General features: G+C 58.6%; 20 protein-coding genes and 1 pseudogene. 9 read left to right on the top strand and 12 right to left on the bottom strand.

Features of this window, described 5'->3' with window-relative positions; genetic code table 11:
• Together BF12_RS22080 and BF12_RS23585 are read right to left on the bottom strand one after the other, a co-directional pair.
• Nucleotides 1–363 (bottom strand): annotated as a pseudogene (locus BF12_RS22080) (Fic family protein); the annotation flags it as partial.
• Nucleotides 267–740 carry a DUF4172 domain-containing protein gene (locus tag BF12_RS23585; RefSeq protein WP_369343282.1) on the bottom strand — a complete coding sequence of 158 codons (474 nt, stop codon included), beginning with the start codon at nucleotides 738–740 and terminating at the stop codon, nucleotides 267–269. The pseudogene BF12_RS22080 and the gene BF12_RS23585, both read right to left, overlap by 97 nt.
• Nucleotides 741–1076: 336 nt before the next feature.
• Here BF12_RS23585 and BF12_RS22245 point away from each other — a divergent pair, with 336 nt between their 5' ends.
• The gene (locus BF12_RS22245; protein WP_024952785.1) at nucleotides 1077–1256 is read left to right on the top strand and encodes a hypothetical protein; all 180 of its coding nucleotides are present in this window, start codon (nucleotides 1077–1079) and stop codon (nucleotides 1254–1256) included.
• Nucleotides 1249–1446 carry a TAXI family TRAP transporter solute-binding subunit gene (locus BF12_RS0113825; protein ID WP_169734535.1) on the top strand — a complete coding sequence of 66 codons (198 nt, stop codon included), beginning with the start codon at nucleotides 1249–1251 and terminating at the stop codon, nucleotides 1444–1446. Before BF12_RS22245 ends, BF12_RS0113825 begins: the two co-directional genes overlap by 8 nt.
• Before the next feature lie 145 nt (nucleotides 1447–1591).
• On the opposite strand, the gene BF12_RS0113820 is transcribed toward BF12_RS0113825, so the two are convergent.
• The 7 genes from BF12_RS0113820 to BF12_RS20240 form a co-directional block, all read right to left on the bottom strand.
• Entirely contained in the window at nucleotides 1592–2974 is a 1383-nt protein-coding gene (locus BF12_RS0113820) for an amidase family protein (protein ID WP_024952783.1), read from the bottom strand.
• Nucleotides 2971–3654, bottom strand: a complete 684-nt coding sequence (locus tag BF12_RS0113815; protein WP_024952782.1) for a DUF2848 domain-containing protein — start codon at nucleotides 3652–3654, stop codon at nucleotides 2971–2973. The genes BF12_RS0113820 and BF12_RS0113815 overlap by 4 nt, the downstream gene beginning before the upstream one ends.
• Before the next feature lie 113 nt (nucleotides 3655–3767).
• Complete coding sequence (locus BF12_RS0113810; protein ID WP_024952781.1) at nucleotides 3768–5048, bottom strand: TRAP transporter large permease; 1281 nt, start codon at nucleotides 5046–5048, stop codon at nucleotides 3768–3770.
• Complete coding sequence (locus tag BF12_RS0113805; protein WP_024952780.1) at nucleotides 5048–5665, bottom strand: TRAP transporter small permease subunit; 618 nt, start codon at nucleotides 5663–5665, stop codon at nucleotides 5048–5050. Before BF12_RS0113805 ends, BF12_RS0113810 begins: the two co-directional genes overlap by 1 nt.
• Before the next feature lie 217 nt (nucleotides 5666–5882).
• Nucleotides 5883–6929, bottom strand: coding sequence for a TRAP transporter substrate-binding protein (locus BF12_RS0113800; protein WP_024952779.1), 1047 nt, complete (start codon nucleotides 6927–6929; stop codon nucleotides 5883–5885).
• Between the two features lie 88 nt (nucleotides 6930–7017).
• The gene (locus BF12_RS0113795; protein ID WP_024952778.1) at nucleotides 7018–7818 is read right to left on the bottom strand and encodes a putative hydro-lyase; all 801 of its coding nucleotides are present in this window, start codon (nucleotides 7816–7818) and stop codon (nucleotides 7018–7020) included.
• 215 nt (nucleotides 7819–8033) lie between these two features.
• Nucleotides 8034–8936 (bottom strand): LysR family transcriptional regulator, encoded by a 903-nt coding sequence (locus tag BF12_RS20240; RefSeq protein ID WP_035160198.1) that lies wholly within the window; start codon nucleotides 8934–8936, stop codon nucleotides 8034–8036.
• A gap of 426 nt (nucleotides 8937–9362) precedes the next feature.
• Here BF12_RS20240 and BF12_RS0113780 point away from each other — a divergent pair, with 426 nt between their 5' ends.
• The 7 genes from BF12_RS0113780 (at nucleotide 9363) to BF12_RS0113755 (ending at nucleotide 15440) form a co-directional block, all read left to right on the top strand.
• Nucleotides 9363–10349 (top strand): LysR family transcriptional regulator, encoded by a 987-nt coding sequence (locus BF12_RS0113780; protein ID WP_248623722.1) that lies wholly within the window; start codon nucleotides 9363–9365, stop codon nucleotides 10347–10349.
• 167 nt (nucleotides 10350–10516) lie between these two features.
• Nucleotides 10517–10651 (top strand): hypothetical protein, encoded by a 135-nt coding sequence (locus BF12_RS23210; RefSeq protein WP_282705508.1) that lies wholly within the window; start codon nucleotides 10517–10519, stop codon nucleotides 10649–10651.
• A gap of 32 nt (nucleotides 10652–10683) precedes the next feature.
• On the top strand, nucleotides 10684–11379 hold the full coding sequence (locus BF12_RS20230; protein ID WP_248623721.1) for an MBL fold metallo-hydrolase: 696 nt from the start codon (nucleotides 10684–10686) through the stop codon (nucleotides 11377–11379).
• Nucleotides 11380–11628: 249 nt separating this feature from the next.
• Entirely contained in the window at nucleotides 11629–12651 is a 1023-nt protein-coding gene (dctP, locus tag BF12_RS0113770; protein WP_024952776.1) for a TRAP transporter substrate-binding protein DctP, read from the top strand.
• Between the two features lie 151 nt (nucleotides 12652–12802).
• Nucleotides 12803–13375: a TRAP transporter small permease gene (locus tag BF12_RS20225; protein ID WP_024952775.1), complete on the top strand. Its 573-nt coding sequence runs from the start codon at nucleotides 12803–12805 to the stop codon at nucleotides 13373–13375.
• Nucleotides 13372–14649 (top strand): TRAP transporter large permease, encoded by a 1278-nt coding sequence (locus tag BF12_RS0113760; RefSeq protein ID WP_024952774.1) that lies wholly within the window; start codon nucleotides 13372–13374, stop codon nucleotides 14647–14649. The genes BF12_RS20225 and BF12_RS0113760 overlap by 4 nt, the downstream gene beginning before the upstream one ends.
• A 5-nt stretch (nucleotides 14650–14654) precedes the next feature.
• A complete protein-coding gene (locus BF12_RS0113755; RefSeq protein ID WP_246116528.1) occupies nucleotides 14655–15440 on the top strand; it encodes a M15 family metallopeptidase in 786 nt (261 codons plus the stop codon).
• Between the two features lie 132 nt (nucleotides 15441–15572).
• On the opposite strand, the gene BF12_RS0113750 is transcribed toward BF12_RS0113755, so the two are convergent.
• The 3 genes from BF12_RS0113750 to BF12_RS0113740 all read right to left on the bottom strand — a co-directional run bounded on the left by BF12_RS0113750 (nucleotide 15573) and on the right by BF12_RS0113740 (nucleotide 19123).
• Entirely contained in the window at nucleotides 15573–16835 is a 1263-nt protein-coding gene (locus tag BF12_RS0113750; RefSeq protein ID WP_024952772.1) for a Zn-dependent hydrolase, read from the bottom strand.
• A gap of 102 nt (nucleotides 16836–16937) precedes the next feature.
• Nucleotides 16938–17738: a FadR/GntR family transcriptional regulator gene (locus BF12_RS0113745; protein WP_246116527.1), complete on the bottom strand. Its 801-nt coding sequence runs from the start codon at nucleotides 17736–17738 to the stop codon at nucleotides 16938–16940.
• A 191-nt stretch (nucleotides 17739–17929) separates the two neighbouring features.
• A complete protein-coding gene (locus tag BF12_RS0113740; protein ID WP_211242465.1) occupies nucleotides 17930–19123 on the bottom strand; it encodes an alpha-hydroxy acid oxidase in 1194 nt (397 codons plus the stop codon).
• Between the last annotated feature and the right edge of the window lie 348 nt (nucleotides 19124–19471).

Below are 19471 nucleotides of genomic sequence, written 5' to 3'. Positions count from 1 at the left end.
TTGGAACTTGAGACCGCCGTCCTCCAGCATGTCGTAGTAACGGCTCCGATCGCGCATGATGGCGGCACTCATGCTGTAGAAGCGCACAGCGGTCCCTTCGTCCTGAGCCAAAGCCCGATCAGCAACCGCCCGCGTTACGCGACCATTGCCGTCAGAGAACGGATGTAACGTGACCAGCCACAGATGCGCGATACCAGCGCGCACAAGACCGTCCACTTCTGGCGACCTCTTGTTAAACCAAGTCAGAAAGGTTGCCAGCTCCTCCTCTAGGGCTTCACTGGGCGGGGCAACGAAATGGACAATCTCCCTGTGTTTACTCTGCGAGACGACAGCCATCGGATGCCCGTGCAGGTCTTGGCGAAGCCTCCGATGATAGCTTCGCTGGGCATGAGTATCGGGCGCTCAGGAAAGAGACTGGCCTGCCACACATAAAGCGTTTCCGGTGTTAGGGGCTCTGCAGTGTTGGCAGCTGCGTCGGCCAGCATAGTGACAAGCTGATCCGTGCCTTCGGTCTTGGGAGAGACGCCCGAGGCTTCTAGCCCTAACCGGCGTGCAGCGGATGAACGCACTGATGCATGGTTCAGGGACTCCCCCTCAATAGCGCTGGTTTCGATAGCTTCTTGCACGAGCGTATCAAGCTGCGTGGCAACAGAGGCTTCGTGATCGAGACACTCAGTATGACCAAGCAGGCGGCCTTGTAGCTTGCGGACTTCGCCTATCAGCTGAACTAGGGCTGCCATGTCGTATCGGAATTGGGGCCAGTCATCCTGCTGCCAGATATACATGTCGAGAGTCCCTGTATAGTGCATAGGCTGAGTATATACCTTTATTCGGCTCAAAATAACGATAATATTGCCATATATTGAGCCGAATAGGCTGGCTTATTTGACTCATTTTGTCGATACCGGCCAGTAACTCCACTATGTCCGGCAACTACCGAGCATAACGTGAGCCGATTCGGTCAGCTTATTCGGCTCAAAAATACGATGATACTGCCATATATCGAGCCGAATGCGGCAATGCATTCGGCTTAGACCGCTGATGCCGGTAGTTGCCGGCAAGGCAAGCAGGCCCTGGTGACCCTGTTCAATGGCTGGCGCTACTTGAGTCTTGATGATTCTCAGGCGGCGCGTGATGCGGTGAGTGCAAGCCTGCCTTCGGCGAGGATCGTCTCACTGCCACCGAGTGACAATGCCATTGGTGTGGTGGAAGGCCCCACTCACATGGATCGAGGTGGACTTCTATCTGGTGGCTGATGTGAATGACGAGATGGTCTCCGAGCTCGTCAGGACGCTGTATGCCAACAAGACAGCGCTCACCAATGCCTATGGCGTCTTTACGCGTTTTTATCCTCAGGCGATGGTGGGGGACAGCAAGGTGCCGTATCACCCGGGGGCCATCAAGGCGTACAAGAAACTGGGTCTTTGGCTGTGGACTGAGTCGTGATCATTGTCTGACTTCTCTCGCCAGACTATCGCTGCCGATCTGTCCTTGTCGGAGTTCCTTCTGCGCATATCCACTGACTGAATGAAAACGCCCCTCAGGGCTCACCTGAGGGGCGTTTTCGTCACGACTCACTTCATTCGGCTCATCAATCAGTCGCGTGAATCAGACTCTCCAGCGCCTCAGCGACACGCAGCAATGCAACATCCTGCCCTCGAGGGCGTGACAGCATCAGGCCGATCGGTTCCGCGCCTGCTGGCGCTGGTGCCGGAATCGAGATCGAGCTGGCATCCAGGTAGTTGAATACGCTGGTGTTGCGCAGGGCACGCTTGTTGAGCGCCGCGAAGGCTTCGGCATCCCGCTCCAGCAGATCACGACGCGGAGCGCGCATGGCGACAGTCGGCATCAACACCGCATCGACATCCTGCACTTGCTGAGCGAAGCGTTGCTGAATGGCCGCACGTGGCCACAGACGCGTCAGATACTCACTGGCCGTGATGTCGCGGCCACTGCGCAGCCGGTCAGCGATCAGGGGGTCATAGTCAGCCTCATGCTGCGCCATCAATTCATGATGGACAGCGGCAGCCTCGGGAATTACCAGGCCGCCGCGCTGGTTGATTCCCCAGGCCTCCTCGATGGCCGCCAATGGACGACGGACCAAGGTCACGCCCAGCGCTTCAATACGCGCCAGCAGTGCTGAGAAGTCTCTGATGACATCCTCATCGACGTCGCTCACCAGCTCACTGTCCGGTACCAGCAGGGTCAGTGGGCGGGTAAGACGGGAGGCTTCTGCGGACTGGCCACTCAGCACTTCCCAGAGTCGACGGCAGCACGCCACTGTCGGAGCGATCGGTCCGAGACAATCGAGGCTGGGGGATAACGGAAAGGCACCGTCTCCCGGGACACTGGCTTGTGAGGGCTTGAAGCCGGTCAGGCCACAGAAGGCGGCCGGAATGCGCAGTGATCCACCGGTATCACTGCCCAGCGTGGCGGCTGCCAATCCCAGGGCGACCGAGGCCGCGCCACCTGAGGTCGAGCCACCCGTGATGCGTTCAGCGTCGAAGGGGTTGGGCGGCGTACCGACATGTGGGTTGAGACCCAGTCCCGAGAAGGCGAATTCGCTCATGCTGGTGCGCCCGGCATGCACGATGCCGGCGGCTTTGAGACGCGTCAGAGCAGGGGCATCTCTTTGTGCCGGCGAGGTGCTCGCGAGGGCTTTGGAACCCGCCAACGTGATGGCACCGGCTTCATCGATGAGGTCCTTGATGGTAATCGGCATGCCGGACAGCGGCAGACGAACTCCGCTGGCGAGCAGGTGTTGCTGCGCACTGGCCTGCGCCGCCGCAGCGTCATTGTCGAGATGAATGACGCTGCGGCTGGCGGCATCCTTGAGCGTGTGATGACGCTCTTTGATGATGTCGGCAGTATCTTCTGGCGTGAAGTCGCCCACCTGATAGGCCTGCTCAAGCGCGATTAGCGAACGCTCTCGCGGTGAGCGCTGCCAGAATTCGTGGGCTTTAGCCTGATTCATGCGACTACCTCCAGTTCCTCTACCACGTAACGATGCTCGATGCTGCGGTTCAGTATCGGGTCCATCAAACGCATGGTAAAGCTGGGGCTGGGGCGGATGCCACCAATGGCCGGTACGGTACCGCACAGCAGCACGCTGTTGGGGGCCAGGCTGCCATCCTTGGCGATGGCGGCGGGCAGGCGCTCCATCAAGGTGGCGACCGGCAGCAACTCGGCGAGGGTGCCTTGCTGGTAGCGCACGGTCTTGCCGGCGTCCTCGATTTCGCTCTCGATCTGCAAGCTGTCCCAGTGATCGATGACATCACTGAGCTTCCAGGCATGGCGGGCGATCGGCTTGGCGCACAGCTGCTTGGATTCGGCGACGCCGACGGCCTCGAGCTTGCGGTCGGTGTGATCCGAGGCGATCGTTACCCACAGGGTGCCCTCGGCGTCGCTGACCAGACAAGTCTCGACCTCACCGGAACCTTCGCCGCCAAGCATCGCGACCTGAGAGGCCTGGGTCAGCGTCTCGCGGCTCACGCGGTAGAACAGCGGAGTCTGGGAGGGCGGTGCCACACCCAGCAGCTTGAGCTCGTCGATATGGTGCTGCACGCCCGCCTGGTCGCGTCCGGCCCAGCCGGCAATCGCAACGCGCTGGATATCAAGGGTGAATTCGCCGTTGTCATGGGTAAAGGTCAGCATGGTTTATCGCTCCGTTATCGGGGTTGTCGTTGTTCTTTGAAAAATTCTTGAATGAACGGTGTGGCGCCAATGACACCTGCCGGCTTGCCAGCAGGTGCCAGGCAAGAGCAGGTTTACAGTGCCGAAGGCAGCCACAGCGCGATCTGCGGGAAGGCCACCAGCAGCGCTGCCATCACCAGCATCGCGCCCAGATAGGGCAGGGTGCCGATGATGACGTCGGCGAAGGCTTCGCCACGCCGTGAGGCCTGCACGATGTAGAGATTGAGTCCCACGGGGGGCGTGATCAGCGCCAGCTCGACGAACAGGATCATCACGATGCCGAACCACACCTTGTCGTAACCGGCCGCGACGATCAGCGGGGTGACGATGGGAATGGTGATGACCATCAGCGACAGGGTCTCGATGAAGAAGCCGAGCACGATGAACAGCGCGATCACGGCCATCAGCAGCGCGAACGGACCGAGGTTGTAGGCGTTCAGCAAGCCGGTGACCTGCTGGACCATTCCGGAGGAGGCCAGCACGAAATTGAGGAATGAGGCCGCCATGATGATGAACAGGATCATCGAGGTGGTCTTTATGGTGCCGTCCAGCGCGCGGTTGATCATCGACAGGTTGAGGGTGCGGTTGGTGGCCGCAAGCCCCAGTGAGGCGATGACACCGATGGCCGCCGCTTCCGTCGGTGTGGCCCAGCCCAGGTAGATCGAGCCGACGATGATGATGAACAGCACCAGCAGTGGCAGCAGGAACGACAAGCTCTTGAAGCGGGTGCTCCAGGAGGCGCTCTTGCGCGGACCGCCCAGTGACGGCTTCCAGACACACAGCAGCAGTGAGGCCAGCATGAACAGCGCTGCCAGGCCCAGGCCCGGTACCAGCCCCGCCATGAACAGCTTCGGGATCGAGGTTTCGGTCAAGAAGCCATAGACGATCAGGTTGATCGAGGGCGGAATCAGGATGCCGAGGGTGCCGCCCGCGGCGATGCTGCCGCAGAACAGCTTGGGGTCGTAGCCGAGCTTCTTGCCCTGGGGGAGCGCCACGGTCGAGACCGTCGCCGCTGTTGCCACCGAGGAGCCGGAGGTCGCCGAGAACAGCGCAGAGGTGGTGATGTTGGCGTGCAGCAGGCCGCCGGGCAGCCACGACAGCCAGTGGTCCATGGCGCGATAGGCCTTTTCGGCAATGCCGGCACGTACGATGATCTCGCCCATCAGCACGAACAGCGGAATCGCGATCAGCAGAAAGGAATCCGCGGCGGACCACAGGTTCTGTCCAAGCGCCTTGGTCAGCGGAAAGAAGGAATAGAGCTGATCCACGCCGAAGGCGAGCAGAAACAGCGTGACAGCGACCGGTATGCCGGCCAGTAGCAGCGTGAGGATACCCACGGAGAGAAAACCCAACATCAGCGCGACTCCTTGCCAGCGGTGGTTGTCGTGGAGGCGGCCTGAGCCAATGCTGCTTCACCTTCGCCATGATCGGGGCCGGCTAGCATATTCAACGTGTCGGTATCGCGCAGGAAGGCTGCTGCCAGTACGCGCAGACCCAATACGCTGGTCGTGATGGCGAACCAGGCATAGCCCGCCAACCAGAGAATCTGGGGAATCCACAGTGGGGTGGCCAGTGGTGTATTGGCGGTTGAGCCATTGCTCAGCGACTTGTCCAATACCGGCCAGGCATTGATGAGAATGATCCAGGCCACCAGATTGAGTGCCAGCATCGCGATGATGTCGAGCGTATGGCGTGATAGCGCCGGTAGCTTGCCATGGACCACGTCGATACGGATGTGGGCCCGCTCCATCAGGGTGTGTGACAGTCCCCACGCGGAGAGCATGGCCAGCACGTAGCCGGCGTATTCATGTACGCCGGGCAGGGGATGGTTGAAGACCTGGCGCATCAGGATTTCAGCGCCGATGAAGGCGACGACCGCAAGCAGCAGCAGCCCCATCAGGCGTGCAGCGTGGCGTGAGATGGCGCGTGTCAGCGACACGGCGACATCGAGTGCGTGGATGAAGGTACTCATGAGTCGGGTCCTGCCTGGGCGCAGAGCATCAGAATGTGATGTTCTGCGGCTGAGAGCCGCCTGTCAGCGACGAGTGGAGATCTGCGTATGCCGCAGTGGGACGTCATGAGCTGACAGTGCATTCGCTTCATGAGATGCCGTTTTCGACATGCCATTCCTGAAGCCTGATGTTCGATGCACTGTCAGCTCGACGCATGACAAATACAGAGTGCGGCGCTTACTTCACTTCAGCGGTCAGGCCAACGACCTTGCCGACACTCTCGTTCCAGGCGGTGCGCGTTGCCTCATCGACACGGGCAGCCCAGGCGGGGAGCACGGTGGACTCGAGGGCAGCACGTGCGCGCTTGGCATCACTATCGCTGGATGCCACCAGGGTCATGTCCGCGCTTTCACCCAGCGGGCACTCGCCTTGACCGGTCAGGCAAGCCACGCCACGGGCCGTCTCGCCCTGAGCGTTTTCCCAGACCGGCGCCGTGAACTGAGTATCGATCTGCTCTTGCATCAAGGCCTGGGTGTCTTCACCGAGACTCTGCCATTTGTCCTGGTTGATCGCCGTGATGACGTAATCCCATCCGCCCAGCGGCAGCGGCAGCAGGTGACTGGAGACCTCATGCCAACCAGCGCTGTAACCGGAGAGCGAGCCGGTGACGGCGCAGTCGATCACGCCGCGTTCCAGTGACCCCGGGACCTCGTTGAAGGCGATATTCAAGCTCTGAGCGCCCAGCGCCTCGATGAATTCACCGGTGGAGCGGCCACTGGCACGCACCTTCTTGTCCTTCAGACCATCAAGTCCTTCAATCGGGGTATTGCAGAACAGCACCTGAGCCGGATACGGCACGATGGCCAGCACATGGCTGTTGAAGCGCTTGTTCATGGTGGATTCGGCCAGCGGACGGAAGGCCTCGGCGACTTGCTTGGCCTCTGCGGCACTCGGCGCCATCATCGGCAGATCCAGGCCTTCAAGTTCCGGCGCGTCCGACACGGTGTAGTCAGCCACGGTCATGCCGACATCAAAGACACCATCACCCAGGTAGCGATAGACGTCAGAACCGGGAATGCCCATCTGGTCAAAGGTGGTGACCTGAGTGCTCAGCTCACCTTGGCTTGCGGCTGGCAGTGTCTCGCTCCAGAAGGGCTTCTCGAACTGACGGTTCAGCTCCAGGCTGCTCCAGCTGCCCACCACGTTGAGGGAGTCGGCAGCATGAGCACTGCCGGCGGCGGCTAGCGCGAGACCAAGGGCGGAGAGGGCAAAACGTGTCTTCATGTGAGTCACCATTGTTGTTGTGAATCTGGTGTTGTGCTTTTGATGTCAGGGGGAAAGAGCGGAGCACATCCCTGGCCCCATCAGCTTGTCATCCGTATTTGAGGCGATGATTGGGAATGTCGGTAATCAGCATGTGGCCCGGGCTATGCGCTATTGCCAAGGGTAGCTGGGCATTCTCCAGCGCCAGTTGCGGCGTGACGCCACAGGCCCAGAACACCGGCAGATCGCCTGTCTCAAGCGTAGGCGCATCGCCAAAATCAGGGGTGTTGATATCGGAAATACCGATCAAGGCGGGGTCGCCCAGATGGACGGGCGCGCCGTGAACACGGGGCATGTCGGTGGTGATCTGGATCGCACGAATGGCGTGCGCCGCCGACATCGGACGCAGGGACACCACCAGGTTGCCGTAGAAGCGTCCGGCACTGATCAGCGGAATATTGGTGCGATACATCGGCACATTGCGCTTAAGGCGCGCATGGCGGACCTCGACACCCTCGTTGAGTAGTGCCTCTTCGAACGAGAACGAGCAGCCGATGGAGAACGCCACGAAATCGTCCTGCCACAGGGCGGCGATATCCGCGCGCGTTTCTTCCAGCACACCGTGACGGTAGATGTGATAGGCAGGCAGGTCGTGGCGCAGGTCGATGTTCTCACCGAGCCCTGTCGAGGCGGGAGAACCGACGGCCGTGACATCCAGCAACGGGCAGGCCTTGGGATTGGCCTGACAGAATTGCAGGAACTCACTGGCAGCCTCTGCTGGCAGGATGATCAGGTTGGTCTGGGCAAAGCCGGCAGCGATACCGCTGGTGTGGCTGGCCCATTGTCCGCTACGGATCTGCTCGCGTGCCTCGCGGGGGGACGACGCGGCACTGAGAAGTGTCTGGGGCATCGTGGGGGCTTCTTGTGAAGTTGTTGTTGTCTGTCTTCACCATAAGAAGCACGCCCGGATAAATCCAATCGATTTTTATCGAGTCAAGCCATCGGAAATTCCTTTCATGTGGTGTGTGAAATGGCCCGTCGCAGGCCCGCGAGACGTGAGCGAGACAGGAAACGTGGGAGCAGGAACATGGGGAATGCGAGAGCGTCGTTGGCAGACAGCGATGCTCAGGACAGGCGTGAATGCGCCTCCTGATCCTGGCGGGCGATCTCGATGGCAAGCTCGCAGACCCCTTCGGCGAGGGCGCTTTCCATATGGGTCGGCCAGGAGGCGGTGAAGGTCAGTTCGGGGAGGTCGCAGGGCAGGCTGAGCAGGGTGCCCTGGCGGATTTCCTCGGCGACGATGCGCGGCGGGATGGCGCCGACGCCCAGGCCATCCAGGGTCATGCGCACGATGGTCCACAAGGAGCTTGAGCAATGCAGCTTCACGTCATCGAGTCCCATCTGATGCAGCATGGAGCCAAGTTCATGGTGCGGCCGGCTGTTGCGGGCAAACGAGATCAGCGGCAGATGATTCAGGCGCCGTAACGAGAAGTTGTCTTCGGTGAAGCCAAGAGCTGGACTGATCACGAAGCCCATCGTGTAGTTGCACAGAAAACGATTGAGCACGTTCTCCGCCGTGACTGGCCCCATCAGGAAGGCGAGGTCGATATCGCCGGCGGTGAGCATGGCGGCAAGCCCCGGGGAGCTGTCGACCTCCAGTTCCAGCGTGAGATCCGGGTAGCGGCGCGCCAGTTCGGCCAGAAAGCCGGGCAGCCAGCTATGCGCCACGGTCTCCACGACGCCCAGTCGCAACACTCCCTGGAAGGGCGTGCTCAACGCCATCATGGACAGGGCTTTCTGGCGCGCTTCCAGCAGCGCCTCGGCGTGGCGATAGAATTCGCGCCCCTTGAGAGTGGGCTGTACCGGCCGGCGAGTGCGCTCCAACAGGCGAGTTTCCAAGGTGGTTTCCAGCTTGTTGATACGCTCGGAAATCGACGGCTGGGTCAGATGCAGATGCTGGGCAGCCAGCCGGAACGACCCCAGGCGTGTGATCCACACGAAGGCTTCCACTTCCTTGAAATCGAACATGGTCAGATCCTGTCGTGATTGATGCCGCAATCTTGGGACTCACATTACCACTCGTTGAGAAATTGCGTTCTCGATGGCGTGCATTCCGGTACGATGTGGGGCATCGAGAAATGTGTTTTTTCATGAAAAGGAATGATGATGAAGTCTAGCGTGCGAGTTGTCAGCCTTGTGATGCTGAGTGCCCTTTTCGTGGCAGGGTGCAGTTATACACCGGCGCGGATCGATGCCGAACCCATCATTGAGATCGGTGATGGACACCATGACCACAAGCGTGGAGGCGGCGACTTCTGCCCACCAGGCCAGGCCAAGAAAGGCAACTGCTGATCACGTCGAACCACAAGGAGCCGCTCATGCGGCTCCTTTTTCGTTGTCGCTCGCTTCCTGATATGGGCCTCTGGAGTCGCTTGATCTGCAAGGATATCCTGAGTGATCCGAGTCTTGCCTCTTCCTCCACTGCTGCTGGCGGGTACTGTCTTCATGCTCAATCCCAAGGCGCTGACGGCGCTGAATGAAATCATCCGTCGCGGCTCACTGCGCCGTGCGGCACGGCACCTGAATCTCGACCCTTCCGCGGTCAGCCGCCAGATCAAGCAGCTGGAAGAAGAGGTGGGTGTCGCGCTGTGCGAGCGCAGCGAGACGGGCATGCGTGCGACCCAGGCCGGGGTGTTGCTGCTGGATCACTTTCATCGTCAGCAGGCGGCAGAGGCCGCAGCGCTCTCGCAGCTGAGTGCCCTGCAGGGGCTGCGTAGCGGTGAGGTGCGAATCGCGGTGGGCGAGGGCTTCATCGCCGATCTGATCTCGCTGCCTCTGCAGAGCTTCATGGCGCGTCATCCGGGTATCGAGGTGGTGGTGCGCATGGCGGGGGTGAATGAGGCGACCGAGCTGTTGCGCGACTTCGAGGTGGATATCGCGCTGCTCTACGCCCCGCCCGTAGACCCTATTCTGTGCTGTCATGTCGAAACCTGTCAGCCGCTGGATCTTATCGTGCCGCCCTCGCATCCGTTACTCGAGATTGGCAAGCCGCTGACACTGGCGCAGGTCGCTGACTATCCGTTGGCCTTGATTGATGAATGCACCGGCATGCGTCAGATGGTCAATCAGGCAGCACAACAAGAGCGGGTCGCGCTACGTGCGCAGTTGCGTACCAACTCGGTCTCGGTGCTCAAGAATTTCGTGCGCTCGGGGATTGGTGTGACTTTCATGCCAGAGTTGAGTGTGGTGGAAGAGCTGAAACGTGGCGATATCTGTCTGCTGCCGATGCAACATCCGGCGCTGGCGGCCACCCGAGCACAGATCTGTACGCGTAGCGGACGCGAGATGACCGTGGCGGTTGAGGCATGTCTTGCGCATCTGCAAAAAGGGCTCAGGTTCTTCACTGCTGATGCACCACGCTTGCTCAGTGCCTTTCATTGAGGAGGATGAGATTGCTAGTTGATCAGGCGACCTCTTTTCCAAACCTCGTTTCTGCCCGCATTGAGTGGGCATCCATGTCGATAGCTCTTGCGTATCACGTAGGGACTCTACGTGACGCAGAGTAGTGGGAGATCACAACAACAACTCCAGATGCGAGGATGTTCGCAATGCTGAGCCCTATCAAGAAAGCACTGGCGTGTGCTGTGTTGCCGTTGAGCTTTCAAGCACAAGCCTATGAGATCGACCGCTGGGAGAAGGACTCTATCGATTCGTTGATGATCGACATCGTTCAGTCTTCCTGATTACCGATCAGGGGGCGCTGGTGACGGACCCGATGAATCACGATGCAGCGACCTGGCTGAATGACGAGATCAAGAAGCGCTTCGACACGCCCGTGAAGTATGTGATCTATAGCCATAATCATGGCGATCACATCTACGGAGCAGAAGTGTTTGACACGCCCGGTACCACCTTTATTGCCCATCGCCTGGCGGCTCAGGACATTGCCATGACGCACGCAAAGACCGTGCAGCCCGATCTCGTGTTTGATGATGAAATGAAGGTCCAGCTCGGCGACTCATCCGTCTTGCTCAAGTATCACGGCCCCAATGATGGTCGAGGGTCCATCAGCATGCTGTTTGAAAAGCAGCGCACGCTGTTTGTTGTTGATTGGATCGTCATCGGGCGTATGCCGTGGCAGAAACTCTGGAGCTATGACATCCAGGGGATGATCAACTCGACGCGCGCCGTACTGGAATATGACTTCGACACCTTCGTCGGCGGCCATGCCGATGTTGGCAGCAAGAAAGATGTTCAGCGCTACCTCACGTATCTGGAGTCGTTATACGTGCAGGTGACGGAGGGGGTTCTGGCGGGCAAGTCATTGGAGCAGATCAAGCAGGATACCGACCTCTCGGCCTACAGCGACTTTGCCAACTATGAAGACTGGGTTGAGCTCAACATCGAGGGTGTGCATGAGCGCCTGATGGAAGAGTCCGGCATGGGCTGGCGGAGCGATCTTGTGAAGTGATCTTGTGAAGTGATCTTGTGCAGTGATCTTGTGCAGTGGACTTTTGAAATGCTCTGCCCCGTTTCAGCAATGGCTGACGGGGCAGATGCATGTTGGGGATGCCATATTCCGGGTGTGGACAAAAAAACAACACAGAAGCGATTGATTAGTCCACAGCGTCAACGCTAGTTTCGAGGTGAGCAGTAATCGATAATGATATTTGTGTTACCTACAATAATATTGGATCACAACAATAAAGGGATCACCTTCATGTCCACAGCTTCCTTACTTCGCAAGACACTGACGGGCTCTACCCTCGCACTTAGCCTGTTGGCGGCCAGCGTTCATGCACAGACCATCAATCTCAGCTACAACGGCGCCCCAGATGCCGACAAGAATGCCGTCCACGTCTTCGCGACCAATCTGAAGTCATTGGTTGAGGAGAAGACCGATGGTGAGTTGGAGCTGAAATTATATCCAAACAGCATGCTGGGAGAAGAGCAGGAACGCATGGAGCAGGTCATCAGCGCACCGAGCCTGAACATCGCCTCCTTCGCGGGCATGGCCCCCATCGTGCCGGAAGTCTATGTCAGCGCGACGCCGTTCATGTTCGACGGTTTTGATGAGGCGCGTCGTTTCTTCGATGAAGGTCAGTACTGGCAGCAGGTGCAGCAACTATTCAGTGAGCGCACCAATGGGGCCGAGATTCTGGCCGTCGTGGAGGAGGGGGGCTTTCTGGCCTTCACCAACGACAAGCGTCCGATCACCAGCCCGGATGACTTCGAAGGGCTTCGCTTCCGCGCGATGGACCCGAGTCAGGTAGCGCTCTATGAGGCATTCGGTGCCTCGGGTACGCCGATTCCGTGGACGGAAGTCTACATGGCGCTGCGCACCGGGGTAGCGGATGGTCAGATGAACCCGCCGATGTACATCCTGCTGGGCAGTCTGCAGGAAGTGCAGAAGTACCTGACGCTGGCCAACATCCAGTATTCCGATCAATTCCTGGTCGCCAATGGTCAGCTGCTCGAGAGCCTGTCGGAGGAGGAGCGCACGGCACTGCTCGAATCAGTCAAGGAAGCCAATGCCCAGGCACGTCAGGACAATCAGAGTCAGGTGGAGTCACGCATTACGTCGCTGGAAGAGCAGGGCATGGAAGTGATTCGCCCGAGCAAGGCCGATATCGATGCCTTCCGCACCAAAGGACAGCCCGCTTATCTGGAGTGGTTGAAGACGCAGGACATTGCGCCTGGGCTGATTGATGCTGCGATGAAGGATGCCGGTATTTCCTCGTGATTCTGAGCGTATCGGGTCATTGATCAAGACAATGGCCATTGGTTGATTCCTCCCTCTTCATCGGTATCTGAAGCAGACAGCAGTGAGTCCGTTGCCTGCTTCAGGTCCCGATTGTCGGGAATGTTCTCTACACACTTGTTGGTTACTGCGCATGAACCCTCTTTCTTCACCGCATGTCCCGACATTCAGGGACAGTGCGCTGCTTTGGTGTGGCCGTCTGACGCTCGGGGCTGCCGCCGCGATTCTGGCCTCGACCGTCTTGATCATGCTCTACGGCGTCGTGATGCGGTATGTACTGGGCGGCGCGCCCATCTGGGTGGATGAACTGACGCGTTATCTGATCATTGCCAGCGTTATGCTGGCGCTGGGAGCGGTATGGGTCGAGGGCGCGCACATGCGAGTCGCTCTCCTGGAGCGTCGCCTGCCACCGCGCCTGGCATCCTTGCTTGTCTATTACCAATGGTGGCTGACACTGGTCCTCATGCTTGGGGCAACCTGGATGACCTGGCACTACGCCATGTCAGCGAGCATGTTCCGCACCATGGGGATGGGCATCAGTCGCAGTATCCCGATGCTTTCCATGCCGGTCGGCTTTGCGCTGATGACACTGCAGGTGGTGTTGCATGGCCCGCGTCCGCTTGCCACCCAGGCACTTGATAACGCTGACGATGAAACCCCGGGTGAGAGTGGGCCTTCTTCGACGTCATCGGAGCCGCGCACATGATCTGGGCAATGTTGGCCATCTTTGTCGTGCATGTCCTGCTGGGACTGCCGCTCTTTCTTTCTCTGCTCGTGACTGCCGTGACCGGCTTCTTGTTCATTGATGTCTCGATGCTGGAACGTCTTGGGCCTCAGCAATTCTTTGGCGGCATCAATGCTTTTTCATTGATGGCGATTCCTCTGTTCATACTCGCGGGCAATCTGATGAATGCCAGTGGTCTGACCGAGCGTCTCATGCGTCTCGCGCGCTTGATGGTAGGTCACCTGCGCGGCGGTATGGGGCACGTCAATGTGGTGTCCAGCGTATTCTTTGCCGGCGTCAATGGCTCGGCGGTGGCGGATACCTCAGCATTGGGCTCTTTGCTGGTACCTGCCATGCGCAAGGAGGGCTACTCGACGTCCTTCGCGGCAGGGCTGACGGCGGGCAGTTCGCTGATTGGACCGATCATTCCTCCCAGTATCTTCATGATTCTCTATGCCTCGCTCACCAATACTTCGGTAGGTAGTCTGTTTCTGGCCGGCGTGGTGCCCGGCTTGATTCTCGCCATCGCGTTCATGGCCATGAATGCCTGGTATGCCCGCCGTCATGGACTGGAGGCACGCGGCCAAGCTCCATCACGGAGTGAAGTGCTATCCGCCGTCATTGGTGCGCTCCCGGCACTGGTGGCACCAGTGATCATTGTCTCCGGTATCGTTTTGGGAGTGGTGACTCCGACAGAGTCCGGCTCGTTGATCGTGGCTTATGTCATTCTATGCGGACTCTGGCAGGGGCCACTCAAGCTTGCCGCGATATGGAGTGCGGTCAAGGAAACTGCCCGCCTGACCAGTGCTATCTTCGTGATCATGGCGGTGTCCTCCATCGTCAGCTGGTTGTTGTCTTATGCTCAGATTCCCAATCAGTTTGTGGTGTTGCTGGCACCTTACGTAGATAGCCCGATCCTGATTCTTCTGTTGCTCAGTGCGATCACTTTCGTGACAGGCATGTTCATGGAAGAAGTATCTTCCTTGATGCTGCTGACACCGATTTTCGTGCCAGTGGCGATGGCGGCAGGCATTGATCCGATTCATCTCGGCGTCATCATCACGCTCAACATCACGATTGCCCTCATCACGCCTCCGATGGGTGCCTGTGTCTTCGTGGCAGCAGCGGTAAGCAAGCTTGAGATCACGTCGCTGTTCCGTACTATCTGGCCGTTCGTGCTGGTCGCCATTGCAGTGTTGCTGATGCTGATTGTCTTCCCACCTCTTACTCTGTGGTTGCCGACCCTGTCTGGATAACACTCATGTCTTCACGCCTGTCATCAAGCGCGTCATCCCCTATGTCACCGTCCAATCCTCCTATTCCGAGTCATGACGAGCCGGACTGGGCTCGGGTCAGTCAAATAGCCGTGCAGGGCAGTGATAGCCCGCTGGTACCGACAAGTCTCGCGCCTGCGTGTTTGCGGGTCTATCCAGCCTATGCACGCCTTGACATCCCTGGGGCTGTCAATGAATGTCTGGTGCGTCGTGAAGTGCACCAACGACTGCTGCTTGCTGCTCGAGCATTGCCGGAAGGGCTCTCATTGGTCGTATTGGATGGTTGGCGGCCGTGGCGGGTGCAGCAATATCTGTTCGATACTCTGTATGAGTCGCTGCGCAGTCATGATCCGTCACTTGACGATGCTCAGCTGCTGGCGCGCACTCGCGAGTTCGTCTCGTTGCCCAGTCGTGACCCGCAAGCGCCCAGCCCGCATCTCACCGGTGGCGCCGTGGATGTCACGATCTGCGATGCCGATGGCCTGCTACTGGAGATGGGCACCCAGTTCGATGAAGCCACGCCGGCGTCGCATACTGATCACTTCGAGCGCCATCCGCCTGCCAGTGATACGTCCCAGAGTGAGGCGCGGGACAATCGGCGTCTGCTCTATCGAGTGATGTCAGAGGCAGGCTTTACCAATCTGCCTAGCGAGTGGTGGCACTTCGATTTCGGTGATCAATTGTGGGCCTGGTACCGCGGTGAACCTCGGGCGCTTTATGGTCCTGCCGAGATGGACAGTATCGAGACACTCTGGAAGAGGTCGTTGGGATAAGGTGACCTTGGGGTTGTTCTTCTCGCTGGACATCTGTTGCTGGAAACGCAAAGCCCCGCTCGACATGACTGTCGAGCGGGGCTTTGCGTTGGGTTCATTCATTGTCGATTGAAGGCGAATGTGGTGCTTGGGTTACTGAACCACCTCAGCCTGATCCAGCATCGCGTGCAGCAGAACGTTGCAGCCGGCGTGAAGATCGGTAGGTGCGGCGTTTTCGATCTCGTTGTGGCTGATCCCGCCTTCACAGGGCACGAAGATCATGCCCGCCGGCGCAATGCGTCCCATGAAGATGGCGTCATGGCCCGCGCCACTGACGATATCGCGATGCGAGTAGCCCAGCTGACGGGCAGCATCACGCACTGCCGTGACGCAGTTGTCGGCAAAGTGTTCAGGCACGAAGTCAGCGGTCGGGGTCAGTTCTGCTGTCAGGCGATGGCGCTGACTGACGTCCTGGACGACCTGCTTGAGCTCGTCGGCCATGGCCGTCAAAGAGTCTGGTTCCAGTGAGCGTAGGTCGATAGTCATGTTGACCTGACCCGGAATGACGTTACGTGAGCCGGGATAGACCTGCATCACCCCGACAGTGCCACGCCCATGCGGTTGGTGAGCAATGGCGATGCGATTGACGGCCACGGTGATTTCGGCGGCGCCGAGCATGGCATCCTGACGGAGCATCATGGGCGTCGGTCCGGCATGCGCTTCCTGGCCAGTCAGTGTCAGATCGAACCAGCGCTGACCGAGCGCGCCCATCACCACGCCAATGGTGGTTTCCTCATCCTCGAGAATGGGTCCCTGCTCGATGTGGCTCTCGAAGAAGGCACGCACGTTCTCGCGCGGTATTTCATCACTGCCACGGTAGCCGATCGCATCCAGTGCTTCGCCCGCGGTCACTCCCTCGATATCCTTCTGGGCCAGCATCTCATGCAGCGACAGCTGCCCGGTATGCACACCGGATCCCATCATGCAGGGGGCGAAACGACAGCCTTCCTCGTTGGTCCAGACCACCACTTCCACCGGGCAGCGTGTCTTGATGTCGTACTGGTTGAGGCTACGCACTACCTCAAGGCCTGCCATCACCCCGAAGCAGCCATCGAACTTGCCGCCAGTGGGCTGGGTATCGATGTGACTGCCTGTCATCACGGCAGGTGCATCGGGATCAGTTCCGGCACGCCGCGCAAAGATATTGCCGATGGCATCAATGCGAATGGTGCAGCCTTCGGCCTTGCACCATTTTATGAACAGATCGCGTGCCTGTCGGTCCAGCTCAGTCAGTGCCTGACGGTTGACGCCACCCTTGGGGGTAGCGCCAAGCGTGGCCAGCTCCATCAGCGTTTGCCACAGGCGTTCGCTGTCAGTGCGTAGCTCCGTCAGGGAGGTGAGGTGTGCAGTAGTCATCGATTTTCCTCTTGTTGTTGTCAGGCTGCTGTTGTCATGTCACCGATCTTGTCTACCTGGGATGTCCCAGGCAGAGCTTGCGTGCAAGTCAGTTGTCATCAGCTAGTGGTTAGTCTTGAGGTGCTCGGGAGTGACGAGTAGTTGATCTGCCATTTCCATTTCGAGCGCGGTCATATGATGCTCGGCATCGCGCATGTGCTCGGTCATCAGCTGGCGTACCCGCTCGGTATCCTGCTCACGTAATGCCGTAATAAGCCCATCGTGATAGTGCTGATTGGCCTGATCGAACTGCTTGCGTTCAGGTAGATAGGCTTTCTTGATCACCACGAGGTCATGTAGCAGGTCGTTGAGAAACTGGCACATGAAGCTCAGCAGGGGGTTGGGGCAGGCGCGTGCCAGAACATGATGGAACTCGATTTCGAGAAAGCGCTGACGGCGTTGATCTTCATCATCCAGACGATGGCAGGTGCACTCATTGATGTTGTGCTCAAGCGTCGCGAAGTCTTCCTCGCTGAGAAGACCCACTACCGAGACAGCCATCTCCACTTCCAGTAGTCGTCGTAGCTGATAGACCTGACCGCCGCTGAGCGTCTTGAAGTGCAAGAAGCTGCGCAACATGCGACTGGCGGGCTCCATGCTAGGGGCATTGAGAATGGCGCCACCATTGGGGCCGGTCTTCAGTGTAATCAGCCCCTCGACCTCCAGGATCATCAGCGCTTCACGTACCGTGCCCTTGGCACAGCCGTATAACGCCATCAGCGCTTTTTCGTTGGGTAGTCGATCACCTTCTGCCAAGGTATCCCGGATGATGGTGCGCTTGAGATCGTCACTGATCAGCTCTGCCAGTTTCTGGCGTCGTGGCACTGACGTGGCTGATGGTGATGAGGGCATTGTCGACGGCATGCAGATTCCCTGAGGCGCGAAACAGATCAATGGTATTTATTCGTATAAATAGGATTCGTATAAATAAGCTTTAGTCGCACAAAAAGGCGCTGTCAATGCGGGAATGAAATCTCGCATAGGACAGCGCCTGTTACTCGCCGTGTAGATAGGCGATCAGATGAACGCTAGAGAGGCTCTTGAGGTGAGCATTGTCACTCCGTGCTTCGTGTCGATGAAGCCCACAAACTGGCACTGCCCGCTAACGGATAGGTGCCTTCGCGTAGCACTCGGTGATTCACGTCATGAATGTCGCGCAGACCGCACAATGCCAGTGTGGTATCCAGCTCCCTTTGGATGATCTCCAGGGTCTGGGTCACGCCTTGCTCACCCTTTGCGCCCAGGCCATAGAGGAAAGCGCGTCCGATGTAGACACCCTTGGCGCCTAGTGCCACGGCTTTGAGCACGTCCTGACCGGAGCGGATGCCGCCATCCATATGCACTTCGGTTGAGGAGCCGACGGCTGACACGATATCCGGTAGCGCTGAAATGGAGGATGGTGCGCCATCGAGTTGTCGCCCCCCGTGATTCGAGACAATTACGGCATCAGCCCCGGCACGCACCGCCATCTCGGCATCTTCGGGCTCCATGATGCCTTTGATGATGAGCTTGCCGCCCCACTTGTCCTTGATCCACTTGATATCATCCCAGCTCAGACTGGGATCAAACTGGCTGGCGGTCCATTTCGAGAGCGAGCTGAGATTATCGGCATCCTTCACGTGACCGGCAATATTGCCAAAAGTGCGGCGTTGCGTCCGCATCATGCCGGCACACCAGCGCCACTTGGTGGCTAGATTTAGCGCCGTTGCCACGGTGGGGCGCGGCGGTACACTCAGGCCATTGATCAGGTCCTTGTGGCGCTGACCAATGATTTGCAGGTCGGCCGTCAGCACCAATGCTGAGCATTGCGCGGCCTTGGCACGATCGATCAGGCGGCTGATGTAGTCCTTGTCGCGCATGACATAAAGCTGGAACCAGAATGGCCGTGAACTAACTTCTGCCACATCCTCGATGGAGCAGATGCTCATGGTCGAGAGAGTGAAGGGCACTCCGAAGTTGGCGGCAGCTCGGGCGGCCAGCATTTCACCATCAGCGTGCTGCATGCCGGTCAATCCGGTAGGCGCCAGTGCTACTGGCATTGATACCTCTTCGCCAAGCATCCTGGTTGCCAACGAACGGTTGTCCATGTCGACCATGACTCGCTGACGCAGACCGATACGGGCAAAATCCGACTCATTGGCACGGTAGGTACTCTCGGTCCATGAACCGGAATCGGCGTAGTCATAAAACATCTTGGGGACACGCCGACGCGCAAGGCGCTGCAGATCTTTGATGCAAGTGATGGTCATTCGGGACTCCATCCGAAACAACAGGGCTGATGACAGAAACGCGGGATATGAATATCTGACGGAAATGCCGCGTCAGGGCAGGACGCCATGCATTGCCTTCCTTTACTGTCTATTACTCGAGGCAAGATGGGCTATTGGCGATACGTCTAGCTATCGTTTGAATCAAGGAAAGTACTGGATCAATCTGCCTTGGCCCGTATGCGTCATGTACCAATGTCAATAGGGACTAAAGTCGCCAAGAATAAAGTGCGCATAAAGCGGTCAAACACCGTGGATAGGCATAATAGGGAGTACCAAGAGTGAATATCACCAGAGATATGACCACACATACCGGTAGTTGTCAAGAAA

It is taken from the genome of Cobetia crustatorum (assembly GCF_000591415.1).
Taxonomy (GTDB): Bacteria; Pseudomonadota; Gammaproteobacteria; order Pseudomonadales; family Halomonadaceae; genus Cobetia; species Cobetia crustatorum.
Note: the sequence above shows the minus strand (reverse complement) of the source record. Positions and strands in the feature narration are given on the sequence as shown.